The organism is Sulfurimonas sp. (assembly GCF_019429335.1).
GTDB lineage: Bacteria > Campylobacterota > Campylobacteria > Campylobacterales > Sulfurimonadaceae > Sulfurimonas.
Genome location: NZ_JAHYJB010000001.1, coordinates 204,744 through 220,737 on the forward strand (window position 1 = coordinate 204,744; position 15,994 = coordinate 220,737).

At 39.2% G+C, this 15,994-nt stretch carries 15 protein-coding genes; 3 read left to right on the plus strand and 12 right to left on the minus strand.

Features of this window, described 5'->3' with window-relative positions; genetic code table 11:
• Positions 1-80 precede the first annotated feature (80 nt).
• Both K0A91_RS01180 and K0A91_RS01185 read left to right on the plus strand, forming a co-directional pair.
• Entirely contained in the window at positions 81-1,334 is a 1,254-nt protein-coding gene (locus K0A91_RS01180; RefSeq protein WP_295007324.1) for an HD domain-containing phosphohydrolase, read from the plus strand.
• Between the two features lie 102 nt (positions 1,335-1,436).
• Positions 1,437-1,652: a DUF3185 family protein gene (locus tag K0A91_RS01185; RefSeq protein ID WP_295007326.1), complete on the plus strand. Its 216-nt coding sequence runs from the start codon at positions 1,437-1,439 to the stop codon at positions 1,650-1,652.
• A gap of 37 nt (positions 1,653-1,689) precedes the next feature.
• On the opposite strand, the gene mog is transcribed toward K0A91_RS01185, so the two are convergent.
• The 12 genes from mog to K0A91_RS01245 all read right to left on the minus strand — a co-directional run bounded on the left by mog (position 1,690) and on the right by K0A91_RS01245 (position 13,906).
• Positions 1,690-2,223: a molybdopterin adenylyltransferase gene (gene mog / locus K0A91_RS01190; RefSeq protein ID WP_295007328.1), complete on the minus strand. Its 534-nt coding sequence runs from the start codon at positions 2,221-2,223 to the stop codon at positions 1,690-1,692.
• A 159-nt stretch (positions 2,224-2,382) separates the two neighbouring features.
• Positions 2,383-2,904 carry a pimelyl-ACP methyl ester esterase BioV gene (gene bioV / locus K0A91_RS01195; protein WP_295007330.1) on the minus strand — a complete coding sequence of 174 codons (522 nt, stop codon included), beginning with the start codon at positions 2,902-2,904 and terminating at the stop codon, positions 2,383-2,385.
• The gene (locus tag K0A91_RS01200; RefSeq protein WP_295007333.1) at positions 2,891-4,534 is read right to left on the minus strand and encodes an ATP-dependent metallopeptidase FtsH/Yme1/Tma family protein; all 1,644 of its coding nucleotides are present in this window, start codon (positions 4,532-4,534) and stop codon (positions 2,891-2,893) included. The genes bioV and K0A91_RS01200 overlap by 14 nt, the downstream gene beginning before the upstream one ends.
• Positions 4,521-5,768 (minus strand): tRNA (N(6)-L-threonylcarbamoyladenosine(37)-C(2))-methylthiotransferase MtaB, encoded by a 1,248-nt coding sequence (mtaB, locus tag K0A91_RS01205; RefSeq protein ID WP_295007335.1) that lies wholly within the window; start codon positions 5,766-5,768, stop codon positions 4,521-4,523. Before mtaB ends, K0A91_RS01200 begins: the two co-directional genes overlap by 14 nt.
• Complete coding sequence (locus K0A91_RS01210) at positions 5,769-7,415, minus strand: mechanosensitive ion channel domain-containing protein (protein WP_295007337.1); 1,647 nt, start codon at positions 7,413-7,415, stop codon at positions 5,769-5,771.
• Positions 7,412-8,464: a 3-dehydroquinate synthase gene (gene aroB, locus K0A91_RS01215; protein WP_295007339.1), complete on the minus strand. Its 1,053-nt coding sequence runs from the start codon at positions 8,462-8,464 to the stop codon at positions 7,412-7,414. The genes K0A91_RS01210 and aroB overlap by 4 nt, the downstream gene beginning before the upstream one ends.
• Before the next feature lie 78 nt (positions 8,465-8,542).
• Positions 8,543-9,949 (minus strand): TrkA C-terminal domain-containing protein, encoded by a 1,407-nt coding sequence (locus tag K0A91_RS01220; RefSeq protein WP_295007341.1) that lies wholly within the window; start codon positions 9,947-9,949, stop codon positions 8,543-8,545.
• A gap of 49 nt (positions 9,950-9,998) precedes the next feature.
• Entirely contained in the window at positions 9,999-10,490 is a 492-nt protein-coding gene (locus K0A91_RS01225; RefSeq protein ID WP_295007343.1) for a hypothetical protein, read from the minus strand.
• Positions 10,487-11,605: a tRNA (uridine(54)-C5)-methyltransferase TrmA gene (gene trmA / locus K0A91_RS01230; RefSeq protein ID WP_295007345.1), complete on the minus strand. Its 1,119-nt coding sequence runs from the start codon at positions 11,603-11,605 to the stop codon at positions 10,487-10,489. The genes K0A91_RS01225 and trmA overlap by 4 nt, the downstream gene beginning before the upstream one ends.
• A gap of 17 nt (positions 11,606-11,622) precedes the next feature.
• On the minus strand, positions 11,623-12,363 hold the full coding sequence (fliP, locus tag K0A91_RS01235) for a flagellar type III secretion system pore protein FliP (protein WP_295007347.1): 741 nt from the start codon (positions 12,361-12,363) through the stop codon (positions 11,623-11,625).
• Positions 12,363-13,142: a flagellar motor protein MotB gene (locus K0A91_RS01240; protein ID WP_295007349.1), complete on the minus strand. Its 780-nt coding sequence runs from the start codon at positions 13,140-13,142 to the stop codon at positions 12,363-12,365. The genes fliP and K0A91_RS01240 overlap by 1 nt, the downstream gene beginning before the upstream one ends.
• Entirely contained in the window at positions 13,142-13,906 is a 765-nt protein-coding gene (locus K0A91_RS01245; protein WP_295007351.1) for a motility protein A, read from the minus strand. The genes K0A91_RS01240 and K0A91_RS01245 overlap by 1 nt, the downstream gene beginning before the upstream one ends.
• Before the next feature lie 267 nt (positions 13,907-14,173).
• Here K0A91_RS01245 and glmU point away from each other — a divergent pair, with 267 nt between their 5' ends.
• Entirely contained in the window at positions 14,174-15,475 is a 1,302-nt protein-coding gene (gene glmU / locus K0A91_RS01250) for a bifunctional UDP-N-acetylglucosamine diphosphorylase/glucosamine-1-phosphate N-acetyltransferase GlmU (protein ID WP_295007353.1), read from the plus strand.
• Positions 15,476-15,994 lie beyond the last annotated feature (519 nt).

Consider the following 15,994-nt stretch of genomic DNA (forward strand, 5'->3'; position numbering starts at 1 on the left):
ATTAAATGAATGATATAGTTATCCCACTTATATGTGAAGTCACTAGTTGAAAATAAGTGAAACTTGGAGGAATGCCCACTATGCCAAAGCACACAAATTCTCTGCACAATCAAAATCAAGAGAAAGAGAAACGAGCAGACGAACTAATCATTGCAAACAAAGAACTTGCTTTTCAAAATGAAGAGAAAGAGAAACGAGCAGACGAACTAGCCATTGCCAACGAAAATATTGTCAGTCAGCTACAAAATATTCAAGCACTGCAAAAAATTGACAGAGCCATCTTAGGCAGTCAAGACTTGGATTTGACTTTACATGTTGTACTTGAGCAAGCCAAATCCGAGTTAAAGGTAGATGCTGCCGCGATACTATTGCTTAGTCCATACTCTCAAATATTAGAATTTGCTGCCGGCATTGGTTTTCGCAGTAAATCCATTGAGCATTCACGCCTGCGACTAGGTGAGGGAATCGGCGGGCATACCGAGTTGGAAGAAGCTATAGTGAGCGTAACTAATTTAGCTGAGAACAGTACGGAATTTGCTCACACCTCACTTCTGGCTAATGAAGGATTTGTCACATACTTCAGGGCCCCAATCATTTTTAAAGGTGAAGTTCGGGGTGTACTGGAAGTATTTCATCGATTACCGTTCACACCAGACCAAGATTGGCTGAATTTTTTGGAGATATTAGCCGGTCAAGCTGCCATTGCCGTAGATAGTGCCACTAACCTTACTAAATTACAAAACGCCAACAGAGAGTTATTCAATGCGTATGATTCTACTCTTGAGGGCTGGTCACGCGCGCTGGATTTGCGCGATAATGAAACAGAGGGTCACAGCCAGCGCGTGACCGAGATGACTATAAAACTTGCAAAAATGGCGGGAGTAAATGAAGCGGAATTAGTACACGTGCGGCGTGGTGCCCTTTTACATGACATTGGTAAGATGGGCATACCTGACAATATCCTCCTCAAACCTGATAAGTTGAGTGAGGAAGAGTGGATTATTATGAGAAAACATCCCTTTTTTGCCTTTAAATTACTCTCACCAATTGCCTATTTACGCCCCGCGCTAGACATACCGTATTGCCACCATGAAAAATGGGACGGAAGCGGTTATCCACGCGGACTAAAAGGCGAGCAAATTCCACTAGCTGCCCGCCTTTTCGCTGTTGTAGATATATGGGACGCCCTACGCTCTGACCGCCCGTATCGTAAAAGCTGGACGGCAGAGAAAGTGATTGGATATATCAAATCGCTCTCAGGAACTCATCTTGAGCCAAGTTCGGTGGAGTTATTTATGAAAATGATTAGCGAAGATGAGATAGACGTAAACTAGCAATTATTCTTTTTGAGTAAATTGGGATACAATATTTGTAAAATAAATAGTTAGCTCTTAAGAGTGCAAACATTTTGTTTTATTAAACTATAGGAGTTTATTATGGCAGCAGGTTCAGGAAGTACAATTAGGGTTGCAGGAATTATTCTCGTGGTTATAGGTATTGGAGTTGCAGTGTGGGGATATCAACTATCTACCTCTGTCGGTTCACAGGTAACACAGGCTGTTACAGGCTCAGATACAGACAAAGTGATGACTTATTACATTGCCGGCGCTGCGAGTTTTTTTGTCGGTCTACTCCTTTTGGCTAAAAGATAGAAAAAAAGGCACCAAAGTTGGCTGGGTAGCCAAGACTCTACTTAGCCTTCGGTCTAAAAGCCTTTATAATATCCTCATTTGTCTCGATATAAGGACCTTCTATAAGGTCTATACAGTACGGCACGGCAGGAAATACCGCATCAAGACACTCTCTTATAGACTTCGGTTTTCCAGGCAGATTTATGATAAGGCTTTTGCCTCTGATACCAGCACTCTGGCGAGATAAAATAGCAGTCGGCACATACTGCAGGCTTACCTGACGCATAAGCTCGCCAAATCCAGGCATCATCTTTTGACATACATTCTCAGTTGCTTCAGGAGTTACGTCACGAAGTGCAGGACCTGTTCCGCCCGTAGTAACTACCAAACAGCACTCCTCGCTATCGCAAAGCTCTATCATGGTGTGTTCTATCATATCCTGCTCGTCTGGGATACATCTGTATACTATCTCAAACTCGCTTTTTAAATAATCTTTCATAGTATCTTGGATAGCCACTCCAGAGATATCTTCATATATCCCTTTGCTTGCTCTGTCACTTGCTGTTATAACGCCTATTTTTATCTTGCTCATATACATTCTCCTAGTTAGTTATTTACCTTACGTACTTTTCATAAAAGTATCTAAAACACATTGTAATTCTCGAAAAACAAAGTTTTTCGTAGCTTTAGGGGGTTGTAGGGACATCTGTCCCTGCCACTAAAACGGACGTGTTCGTTTTAGTGTGTAACATCAGTTAGTGAATAAAAAATGGTTTGCTTCTCTCATGTATGTCACCGTAGCAACTTCCAAGAAAAACTCTTTTGCACTCTTGACATCTATAATTCTGTCTTTACCGCCCAGATAAACCTCTATCTTTACGCCTCTGTTTGCGACAGTTTTGAGTTCATCTATGTTCCACTTATAGTTCAGCAGCTCTTCAAGCTCTTCTACTCTCTCTTGGCTATGTTCAACTATCTTTTTCTCATGCGGCAAAAAACATGACACTATAAACTCTTTTAAGTAAGTATCTCTGTTTTTTCTATATCCAAGCAGTTGAAGCTTCTTAAACTTCTCATCTTTGGTCTGAAAAAAGGCAGGAGAGAAAAGCTGCAATGTGTCCACTCTTTTTTTAAGCTCCAGCTGCTCTTTTACATCTTCAAATGCTTTTATAGCTCCGTAGCTAAATCCACATACAGAGTAATCACTTCTGTTTATGTAATCACTAAAATAGTGATCTTCGCCATTAAGAGAAAAACCGCTATAAAACTTCATCTAGTTTCTTTTTAACATCCGCCTTAGTAATGCTCTCTCTTTCGTTTAAGACCTCTTCTACATATTTCGTAACGCTCTGCAGAGACTCTAAAAGATTTCTAGTCTCATCATAAAGCTTCTTCATCAAAATCTCTTTTTCATGCTCTGTAGGGATGAGAGACGAACCCATTCCGTACTCTCCAATCATCTTCACGACTATCTCTTTTGCCTCGTCCAAATCGCTCTTAGCGCTGCTTGCATGTTCGTTATACTTGATATTACATGCAACTATTCCTGCCAAGAGCATTTTAACTCTTGATTCAAGCTCATGTTTAATAAGAGGCTCGTCAGTTGATGGGGTAAGTTTCTCGTTTGAGAGCAACAATTTCTCAAAGGGGAGGTCAAAATATGTTGCGCAGATTACCTTTGCCGCCTGATACGTAACGCGATAGCGTTTTTGAAGCTCACTCAGCATCTGTAGCTTTTTCTTTCCAAACATTACCTTGTCTTTTACATTGTGAAAATGCTCTATGGTAACTTGAAAATCGTGCCCTCTTATAGCAAGAAGGGACGCCTCGTTTACAAGAGCCGCGAGTGATGCTCCGTTAAATCCTACGGTCATGTTTGCTATTGCATTTACATCCACGTCATTTGGAACTTTGCCCAAGTATTTCAAGAGGATGGAAGCTCTCTCTTTTTTGGTAGGAAGTTCGACAAATACTCTTCTGTCAAACCTTCCTGCACGAAGAAGTGCCGAGTCTAAGACGTCTATTTTGTTTGTAGCCGCTATGACGATAACGCCGCTTGAGTTCTCAAAACCGTCCATTTCAGTGAGGAGCTGATTTAGTGTCGCTTCTCTCTCATCACTTCTCTGTCCGTCCCTTTTTTTACCGACTGCATCAATCTCGTCGATAAAGATTATAGACGGAGAGTTGTTTTTGGCAGCTATAAAAAGCTCATGAACCCTTTTAGCACCCATACCAACGTATATCTGCACAAAAGATGCACCGCTCTGATAGTAAAACGGCACACCTGCAGCATTTGCAACCGCTTTAGCTATCATGGTTTTTCCAACTCCAGGAGGTCCCACTAAAAGAACGCCGCGTGGCATTCTCGCACCGAAACTCTTGTAGCGTTTTGGCTTTTTCATAAAGTCGATAATCTCTTCGAGCTCTATTTTTACGTCACTTATCCCGCCGATATCGCTAAATGTAACGTCGCTTTTTATAGACTCTATGGGCTGTGAGTGTTCAAGAGATGATTTAAATCTACCCTCACTTGTCCTCTCTATATTAAAAACTCTGTTTTTTTGGAGCCATCTAAACGCAAGCGTGCCAAGCCCTATAAAGAGAATAAAAAAGAGGATATAGATAACTGCGTTTGAGCTATTTTTTACCTTTACCTCATACTCTGCAAGCATATTTGGGGAAAGCTGTGAGGATGCGATTTTATAAACCTCTTTGTCTGTTTTGAGATATATAAAATATTTTGAAGCAACCACACTCTTAACTGTGCGGTTCTCCAAAATAGCAGTTGCGTCTTTAAGCGATATCGCCTCAGAGTTGTCTCTTAAAATAGCAAAGAGAACAAGTATAACAATTAAAAAGGCCGATGCGTAAAGGGCAACTCTGTTTGTCTTAGACTCTACCATGGTTGAACTCCTCTTTTGCTTCATAATCACTTATTTTAACCCAGTTTCCTACCAAATCTTCATCTGATTCAATCATAATTTTATTAAAATGCTGATCATATCCGACATAGTAGTTATCTTTTTGGCTCTCAATCAGAACATCAAGCTCGCCGCCAAACGCTTTTCTAAACTCATAGTTCTTAGCTTTTACAACATCTTCAAGTTCATGGAGTCTCTCTTTTGCCACTTTGCCGCCGACTTCCGGTTTCATTGTGGCTGATGGTGTACCGTCGCGCTTAGAGTATGTAAAGGCGTGCAGATGTGTAAGCGGAAGCTCTTTTACGTTTCTCATGGCCTCGTCCCAAATCTCACGGCTCTCTCCAGGATGTCCTGTGATAAAATCCGTTCCTATCGCAAAACCCTTGCTTGCAAGAAGCTCAAAAAGCTCTCTGTCTTGTTTGTAGACATTTCTTCTATTCATAAATTTAAGCATCTTAGGCGAAGTGTGCTGAAGTGCAATATGAAGATGACGCTCCAACCACGGTTCATCTAAAATCTCTTTAAACTCATCCGTTATCTGTATTGGCTCTACGCTTCCGAGTCTTATACGTCTGACACCGCGGATTTGCGAAATCTTTTTCATCAAAGAGGCAATAGAACTGCCGCTCTTTTGTCCATAGCTTCCGACGTTTGTTCCGGTTAATATAAACTCTCCGAAACCGTTTGCACCGAGTCTGCTTATCTGCTCAAGAATCTTCTCTTCATCCATGCTTCTTGCATCGCCGCGAACATAAGGGATAATGCAGTAGGAGCAGCGAAAGTTGCACCCCTCTTGAATCTTTATAAACGCCCTGCTCTTACCAATAAAATCATCTACAACGCTCTCGTCTATGTGGTTTAAATCACCCGGTTCGTAAAAAGGCTCCTCTTTGCTTAACATCTCATCAATCTTAAGCTTCTCACTCTGACCAAATACGCCTGAAACACGTCCCTGTTCAAGAAGTTTCTCGCCTTTTGTATGCGCGCCGCAGCCTGTTAAAAATATTTTTGCTCCGCCACTGTTTTCTACATGTGAGATATATGAGCGGACATGCGAATCTGCCCCGTTTGTCACTGTGCATGAGTTTACGACTATAACGTCAGCCTCGCTCTCATCTTCGGTAACAATATACTCTTTTGTGGCGCTCATCATGACTTGAGAGTCATAAAGATTTGTTCTGCACCCGAAAGTTTTAAAAAATATTTTTTTCTTCATCTACACCACTTCCTCGGTTGCAAATGGCGGAGTTTTTTTAGCACTCTGTTCTAGGTGCAGCATCTGCGTAGGGTATGCTATGGTTATATCATCCTCTGCTAAAAATGCATCAACAATCTCGGTAGAAATCACGCTTCTTAGGGTTAGTGTCGCATAGGCATTCGTAAGATACCAAGAGCTTATCTTAATGCCGTTTGTTTCAATAAAAGAGAAAATCCTAGGCTCCACGTTGCTGTTTTTAAGACTGTAGTTGCTCCTTAATTTATTGAGCTGTTTTCTGGTTATATCGGTGTAGCCCTTTGAGAACTTTTTTGTTATCTCTTTGGCAAGATGGATTGCTTTTTTATGGTTTGAGTCGTATGTGATTGTTATGTCAACACCGTCCCACACAGTTTTTAGTGAACTGTGTGTGTAATTTGCTATCATCCTCGTAAAGACATAGTTGTTTGGTATAAAAATAATTCTTCCGGCTCTTCTGTTCTCCAAAACAGTAGTTAGAGTAATATCCTCTAATATTGTCATTCTAAGAAGAGATATATCCATAACATCTCCCACATAAGTCATGCCGTCCATATCTACTCGTATTCTGTCTCCCACATGTATGCTTCCGCCAAAAACTATTACAAGCCAGCCGAGTATGCTCATAAACCAGTCTTTCATGGCAATCGCTATACCGGCAGAGGCAAACCCCAGTATTGTAACAAGATAGCTTACGTTTTCTATGTAGCTGAAAAACAGAATCAATATAATCAGCGTGAAATTTGCAAAAGTAATAACCTTGTTTGCCATATAGAAGCGCTCATTGTCGGTTATATATTTTTTAACAAAAAGCTTCACCAAAAAGAAAAAGACAAATACAACCAAAACTATAACGGTAATTTTTACCAATTTAACTATCTGAGACTCAATATCTTTGTCGATATTTATCTCTATGATATCAAGTCTTTTTTCATACACGTCAGCCGTAACCTTCATGGTATCCAGTGCTGATTCAAATCTCTCGAGTTGCTTTGTTTTAGTCTCTAGCTTCTCTTTATATTTGTGCTCAATATCTATAGCCTCTATATGGCTATAGATATTTATCTCGCTCTTTAGCAGTGAGATAATCTCAGCCAACTCATTTTTTTTCAAAATATAGTCGCTAAAGCCTTTATCAAGAGTTTTGATATGTGAAATTCCGACAAATATATCAAATGGGTTCGTAACAGACGGTATTTCGTCTATATTTGGAGGCGTTAAGAGCGTTGAAAACGGAGAGCTGTCTTTTTTCTTCAACTTCTCAATCTGTGATTCAAGTATCTTCTCTCTTGCAACCAGAGCGCTTAACTCATCCATCTCGCTAAGATTTTTATCCCTCTTTTTCTGCAGATGCTCAATTCTTTTTATTATCTCTTCAAGGCTCTCTCTAACCTCCAGGGATGTAAGATACGAAGCGTAACTCTTAATCCAGACACTGTCTTTTTTTGCTATTTTTTCTTCTATGCTTTTAAGCTCAGAGAGATATAGCGCAATCTTCTCTATATTTATATTTTCTTGAGTAACTCTAGCGAGCTCAAGCTCTTCTGCGCTTACTTTTTGTGCAGCTTTTAGGCTCTCTGCAAAAATAAGCGATGAAGTAAGCAAGAGATAGAAAAATATTTTTTTCATTGCGCTTTTCCAAATTTATTTAAAACGCACATTACTGTCGCCGTATCGACACTATCGGTAATAACGACTTCGCCTATGCCCAGAGGAAGAATAAAAGTTATTGCGGAGTCGGAACTCTTTTTGTCCAAAAAGAAAGCTTCGTAAAACTTCTTTACATCCTCTATCTCATAATTTACAGGTAAATTGTATTTTTGTAAAAGTGCCTTAACTTTAAGCGCCTCTTTCTCGCTCATAAGATTCATCTTGATTGCCATCTCATTTGCCATAACAATTCCGATTGCAACAGCTTCTCCGTGTAGATACTTTTTGTACCCTGTTTCGTTCTCTATCACATGTCCAAATGTATGCCCGTAATTAAGAGCGGCTCTTAAACCCTGCTCTTTCTCATCCTGAGAGACAACATTTGCCTTGGTTTGAACAGCCTGTTTTATTGTGTCTTGAAGAACTTGCGGATTGTTCAAATCAGCAACTTCCAAAAACTCAAAAAACTCTCTATTAAATGTCACGGCCATTTTTACTATCTCTGCAACTCCCGCGCCAAACTCTCTGTTAGGAAGCGTTGTTAAAAAGTATGGGTCGATATATACGGCCTTGGGCTGATGAAATGCGCCGATGAGATTTTTTCCGTACTTGTTGTTAAACCCAGTTTTTCCCCCGACACTCGCATCAACCTGAGAAAGCAGAGTTGTCGGTATCTGCACAAAATTAATCCCTCTTTGGTATATACTCGCCGCATATCCGGTCATGTCGCCAATAACGCCTCCGCCAAAGGCTATAAGCATCGATTTACGGTTAAAACGGTGTTCAAAAAGAGAGTTAAGGATAGTATCGATACTCTCCTGATTTTTGTACTCTTCACCATCTTTTAAAGTTATTACATGTAACTCTTTTGCGCTGATTTTATCCAAGAGATAATCAAGATGAAGTTTTGAAACAGTAGAGTTCGTAACAACCGCAACTTTCGTATCAAAATGTATCTTAGGAAGAGTGCCTATCGTTATATCGTATGAGTCGTCTACAACTTTTTTAAGCTCTATGTGTACTTGCATTATTTGTCCAAAAAATTTAATTAAATAAGTGGATATATAATACTTTAAAAATGGTAAAAAGCGGCTAAATTGGCTGCCCTAAATCTGCACCGGAATAAAAATCTGATGTTTATCGTCAAGTTTATGGTAAAGGCGCTCACTGTCCGTTGAAAAAAACGAATAAATTTTTCTTTTTGTCAATTTTTTTGTAAAAGGCAGAATTTGAAGAAAATCTTCTTTCTTTTTGAGTTTTTTAATTGGATTTTCACTCTCTTTTATTACCTTGATACTCTTTGAAAAAATGGTGGATAGATTATAATAGTGCTCAATAACCTGCTCTTTTGCGTCTTGATGTTCGTTGAGATAGTTGTAAAGCTCAATGTTTAGGCTCATTTGTTCAGATATGTCAAAAATAGTAGACGAGATTTTTTCCAAATCACGGTTTTCGCTTAGTATTATTGAGGCATCTTTTACGGATGAGAATTTATTCTCGGAGAGTTTTAAAACAGGAACATGTGCCTGATAGAGCGTCTCTCTGGTTTTACAATCGTCAAACATCTCATTTGGAACTACTACTAAACCTGCATAAAAAGTTTTTATATCGTTAAAAAATCTCTCTTTTTGTCTGAGGATATCATAATCAATATCTACGATAATATTTTCGGACCTATACTCTTTAATCTTCCAGATAATATCTATGTCGCTTGGATTTACTATTTTTATAATTAAAGTGTGTCCAAATTTTTCATGCGCATAGATTGCCCTGTCAATAAAACTAACAACACTCTTATGTTTTACCAAATCCATATCAAGATAGATGTAGATATTTGAGCCAAATGGTTCGGGAAACTGTCCTAGCTCTCTTTTGATTGCCCTGTAAACAGATTTTAAAACAGCTGGTTCCCCGACTAAAAGCAGAAGGTCGTTTGGCTGAATCATCCTGCGGCGATTAGGCATAATAAGTTTTCTGTTTCTGTATATCGCAACAATTCGCCACTCTTTTTGCTCAATAACTCCAATATGTTTATAGACAAACGAGCTTCCAAACGGAACCAAAACCTCCATTATTTCGCCCTCGCCTATGCCGACGTTTTGAGCTATTACGGGAACGTTTGGCAGATAATCTAGCATTCTTGAGGATAGAATCTCTTTTGAGTTTATAAGAACAATATTTGAGTCCTCATTTTTGAGATTCCATTTGTTTAAAACTATAATGCGGAGTTGTTTTTTTATACTTCTGATATTTTTTATCGTATGTTCGACATCAGCAGGGTTGTCCATGATGATTATTGCCTGAGTAAACTCCATCTTCAGCAGGTTTGCAAGTTTATATAGACTTGTCGGGTCAAACTCATAAAACTTCATACGCGATTGATTTACATTTTTATTTTTTTTAGATTTTGCTTGAACGACATAGTACATGTTCTCACTGGTATAGGTGTCCATAACCCTTTTTATAAAGTGTTCTGCAACCTCACCGTCACTAATAATTAATATTTTTTTCATATGTCATCTTCTGATTTTTTTTGTATTATATCATTAAAAAAATTTACGGCTATCTTTTAACAACCTGAGCCCTCTTGACCCACATCTCGCCGTCGGCTTTTTTCCACTTTCTTTTTACAAAATAGCCCGATATCTTAATCCAGCTGTTTGTCATTACGCTTGAGGTAAAAGATCTCCTCCTCTCCCACTTGTCAATCTTGTTTCCGTCAATCGCATCATAAATAATGCTGTCTGTTTTTAGGCGAAACGGGCTTGGTTTAAACTCTACAATCTCATCAGCAACAGGAAGTTTTTTTTGATACTCTTCTTTCATCATAAGTTTTGGAAACGAGTATCTGTTTAGATTGTCTGTAGAGTCAATAAATTGATTTTTATCTATATTTTCTTTGGATTTCAATAGTATTCTTTGCTCAAATACTATTTTTTCTAGTATTTTAATTTTTTCTGCCAGTTCCTCATTTTCTACTGCCAACTCTTTTTTTTGAATATTTTGTGAGTATAAAAAAGAAGATATTATTAAAATCAAAAGTGCTATCTTCACAAGGCTATCCTTTTTTTACTGAGTTTAACACCCATCTCTACATGGTGGGTATAAGCAAACTGATCAAAAAGCGCCATATCATAAACATCGTGTGTCTTAGACAAAATAGCCAAATCTCTAACAAGTGTCTCCGGATTGCATGATATATATATTATATTTTCATATCTTGCCACAAAGCTACATGTAGCTTCATCCATTCCGCTTCTTGGAGGATCGACAAAGATAGTATTTATCTTATATGCGTCGATATCTATATCTTTCATTCTATTAAAAGCTCTTACGCCATCAAGCGCCTGAACAAAATCTTCGACGCTCATTCGTACAAATTCTATGTTATCAACACCGTTTAAAGTCATGTTAGTTTTAGCAGCGTTAATTGAGGATTTTGATATCTCTGTTGCCAAAATTTTTCTAAACTCCTTGGCAAATGGTATAGTAAAGTTACCTGCACCGCAATATAGTTCAAGCAAATCACCCTGTGTATCAGACAAATTTTTCAACACCCATCCAATCATCTGCTCATTAACCTTGGAATTTGGCTGCGTAAAGCTGTTTTCTATATAGTTGAATCTAAATTCCGTGCCACCAACATTTAAAATCTCTGTGACATAGTCCTGTTTTATTACTACTTTTTGCCCTCTGCTGCGTCCGATAATATATATCTCAAGCTCATCTGCAATTTTTGCCGCAACATCTCTCCAAGCGGAGTCCAAAGCTCTGTGATAAAGAAGTGAAACAACTATCTCACCGCTCTGTGAACTTAAAAAATCAACTCCAAAGAGTTTAAAACCTATACAGTTGTCTTCTATAGCTTTTAAAAGTTTTGGCATAAGAGCAAATATCGGCTCGCTTACCTGAGGGCACTCATCTATGAAAACTACACCGCTTTTATCTATGCTATTCATCGCATAGTAAAGCTTTTCATCAATGTGCCATATCTTAAACTCGCTTCTTGAGCGGTAGTGGCTAAGCGGTGATCTAAAGATTGATATATCGCCACTATAAAATGGGCTAAACCTCTCTTTGTTTAACTCTGATTTTAAAAAGAGCTGTTTCTCATACCCACCCTCATAGACTACGCACGCACCGCACTTTCCAAAATATTTACAATTCACATTATCTACTTTATTATCTATTTAATTGAAGCTATAAGATTGCCGATTAGCAAATTCCATCCGTCTATAAGAATAAAAATAAGTATCTTGAAGGGCAGCGCTATCATAATAGGCGGCAACATCATCATACCCATAGACATAAGGATTGAGGCAACAACCATATCTATTACCAAAAACGGCAAAAATAGCAAAAATCCAATCTCAAAAGCCGTCTTTAACTCACTAATTACAAATGCTGGAATAATTATAGAGAGAGGAACATCTGCAACAGTTGTGGGATTTTCCATCTTTCTGATTCTAAAAAAGAGGGCCAAATCCTTCTCTCTTGTGTTTCTTATCATAAAATTTTTAAACGGCATGGCAGTTTTGTCAAACGCCTCTTCATACCCGATTTTCTCTTCAATATATGGCTTAATACCCTCTTCGTAGGCTTTTGTGCCGACCGGTTCCATAACAAAAAATGTCAAAATCATCGCAAGCATAACAAGAAGCTGCGTCGGTGGAACCTGCTGTGTACCCAAAGCTTGGCGTAAAAAGCCAAAGACTATTACAAATCTAGTAAATGTAGTCATGACAAGAACCATGCTTGGCGCCAAGAAAAGCAGTGTTAAAAGAACAAGTACATTCAGGGAACTAACCAGCTGCTGAGGGGTGTTCGGAGCCGATAGCTCAAAATTCATAGTCGGTATAGTAACGCTCTCGGCACCAAAGAGAGAAGCCATGCCAAGAGTGGCAACCAACAAAAAAAGTCTAAACATTACTTGTCTGCTGCCTTATCTAAAACTGTTTGTTGGACTTTATCTTTATCATCAGGATTTGCACCAAAGAAGTGCAGTTCAACCCTTCTATTTTTCTCTCTGCCGCTCTCGGTAACGTTTGTAGCTTTTGGAGAAAACTCTCCATACCCTGCAGCGCTTATGCGTTTTGGATCAACTCCATCAAGAAGAAGCTCTTGCAAAACCGATATTGCTCTGGCCGAAGAGAGTTCCCAATTGTCTTTGTATGGGCTTTTTGAACTCGGTCCTTCATTGTCTGTATGTCCGCGTACACTTACTAATGTCTCATTTGGAAGTTCACCGATAATAAGTGCTATTCTTTTTAGAAAAAGCAATGCGTCATCGTTTTGAATGGTTGCGCTTCCTGATTTAAAGAGCAAAGATGCCGGAAGCTCTATAACAAAACCATCCTGTGCCTCCTCCAGAGATACTGAGGGACCTTGCCCTTCTGCCGTCATCTCATTTATCTCTTTCATAGCCGCCGTAATTCTATTTACCTGCTCCGACGTCTCATCAGTAGACTCAATTGGGGTAGACTCCTGTATACGTCTCTTAGAGACCTCTGTTTTTATGCCGCCCTCTAAAACACTCATAGCGCCAGATAGCGAACCAATGGCTTCGGATACTTTTTTCGCGTCCATACTCGACATCGAGAGAAGCAGAACGAAAAAGCATAAAAGAAGGGACATCAAATCCCCAAATGCCGCTAGCCAATTTGGAAGGCATCTCTCACATGGTGGACATTTAGTTTTCTTAGCCATTAGTGAAACTGACTCACACGCTCAGCAGGAGCAAGGTAGCTTAGAAGTTTTGCCTCCAAAGCTCTTGGAGCATCTCCAGACTGGATTGACATTATTCCGGTAAGAATCATCTGCTTGACCAAAACTTCATCATCGCTTCTTATACCCAGAATAATAGATATCGGTGTTCCCAGAATGTTTCCGATAATCGCACCGTACATCGTTGTTAGCAAGGCGACCGCCATAGACGGGCCAATTGCAGAAGGGTCGGCCATATTTAAAAGCATCGCAACAAGACCTATAAGTGTCCCGACCATACCCATGGCTCCGGCAAGTGCGGCCCACTGTGAAAATATAGAGCCGTTCACCTTGTGTCGAGTACTTGTTTGGTCCATCTCTATCTCTAAAAGCTCTCTTATGTTATCAGGCTCGTTGCCGTCAATCGCCATGGAGAGACCTTTTTTTAAAAATGCGTTTTGCTCATCGTTAACTTCGCCCTCTAGCGCCAAGATACCGTCTTTTCTAGCCTTTGTCGCAAAATGTACAAGTTTTTTTATCAGTTCTGGTTTGTTCTCTTCAGGAGGCTTGATGGCAATCATAAAAATTTTAACAAAAGATTTCATCTGTGCAGGTTTAAATGAAATCAGCAGAGCGCCAATACTGCCGCCTACAACAATAAGAACAGACGGAATATCAATATATGGACCTACTCCAACACCCATCGCCATAGCACCCATCAGAAGTGCGAAGACTAAAACAATACCTATGACCGTACCTAAATCCATTCAAATACCTTATAACAAAATATTGGGCTTATAATACCACAAAAAATATTAGCCTCTACATTAAAAGGGGGATTTTTCTCAATTTAATTTCAAATATAAGCGGCAGAGTGTATAATTTTGACAATTAACCAAAAGAGTCAAATAACTCTTTTTTTGCCGCAAGGCAAAGCTTTTATTTTGTGCTTAAAAATGGCACAAAACAGACGAGTGACTGAATATAATTTGGACCTTGTTCAAATTATATGAGATTTGATAGTAGGAGCGAAAATGAATAAAAACAAAATAAGTATCGTAATTTTAGCCGCAGGAAAAGGGAGCCGCATGAAGTCTCCTAAAGCGAAGGTTTTGCACACCGTCTGTGGCAAGGAGATGCTCTACTATATTATCAAAACTTCACGTAAGATTAGCGATGATATTACAGTGGTTGTCGCACATCAAAAAGAGAGTGTCACAAAACTTATGAGCTCATACTTTGATGATATAAACTTTGTGACTCAAGACACGGACAACTTCCCGGGAACAGGCGGAGCTATGAAAAACATCTCTGTAAAAAATGAAAAAGTGCTGGTTCTAAACGGAGACATGCCTCTTGTTACGGCAGTTTCTCTGGAGGGATTTCTAGAGAGCAAAAGCGATATAGTCATGTCGATTTTTGATTTGCAAAATCCAGACGGATATGGACGAGTTATCATCAAAGAGGGACATGTTGAAAAAATCGTCGAGCAAAAAGACGCTTCGGCAGCTGAGCTCAATGTCACAACCGTAAATGCGGGAATATACGCCTTTTCAAAGCAGATACTGGAGAGATACATCCCACAGCTTAGCAACAACAACGCGCAAAAAGAGTACTACCTTACGGACGTTATCTCTATGGCAAGGTTCGATGGTCTAAACATCACTCCGCTTCTGGTTGACGAGGAGCGTTTCAAGGGTATAAACTCCAAAAAAGACCTCTCAGATGCAGAGGTGATTATGCAGGATAGAATCAAAACATCTCTTATGGAGTCAGGCGTAATTATGCAGCTTCCATCAACCATCTACATAGAAGAGGGAGTGACATTTGAGGGCGAGTGCATCGTTGAAAACGGATGCCGTATAACGGGAAACTCTAAGATAATAAACTCTCATATCAAAGCGCACAGCATTATTGAGGAGAGCATAGTTAAAAACTCCGACATTGGTCCTTTGGCGCACATTCGCCCTGCTTCGCTGCTTGAAGATACGCATGTCGGAAATTTTGTCGAGGTTAAAAAGTCCACACTAAAAGGCGTAAAAGCTGGGCATCTAAGCTACATCGGCGATGCTACTGTTGATGAGGGAACAAACATCGGTGCGGGAGTTATTACATGCAACTACGACGGAATTAAAAAGTATGAAACAATCATCGGAAAAAATGTTTTCATTGGAAGCGACAGCCAGCTTGTAGCACCCGTAACAATAGAAGATAACGTTATGATAGCTGCAGGAACAACTGTTACAAGCAGCAGAGTCGAGAGCGGAACTTTGGCGATAAGCAGAACAAAACTAAGAACGATAGAAAATTTTTACCATAAGTTTTTCAAAAAATAGCTAAAATTATTTAATATCAAACTATCTTTGGCTCAATTTTAGGCGCAGTTGCTCTTTGACAGAGCAAGCCCTAATAACTGTTGAATAAATCCTCTATTTTTGAGACATTATGTGTCATTATGAAGCGGTTTTACATCTTTGCCTCTTATATTTCTCTTACGAATATCCCTACTGCTCTTATCTTGGTAAATAATATCTAGAGGCATCGGAGAAAATTCAAAAGCTTTTTTAAGCGCTCCATGAAAGTCAGAACTCTCCTGTATCTTAGAACTTAAAATTCCGCTCCTTGAAACCTACGGCAAAGATGAAGATGCTTTAGAATTTATCACTGAACTTCTTGATGAGATTATGGGTTTGTTCTCTTTTAGAGTGAACAGCCGTAGCAGGTACACTGCATATAACGGTTTATCCGGACACCTCTGTCGGTTTCATTCGGACAGTTGAAGAAGAGATATTTTCTGTGGCGATATTTTAGCATAAGTGTCCGAATGATTTTTTATTTCTCTTGGATTTTTTCTA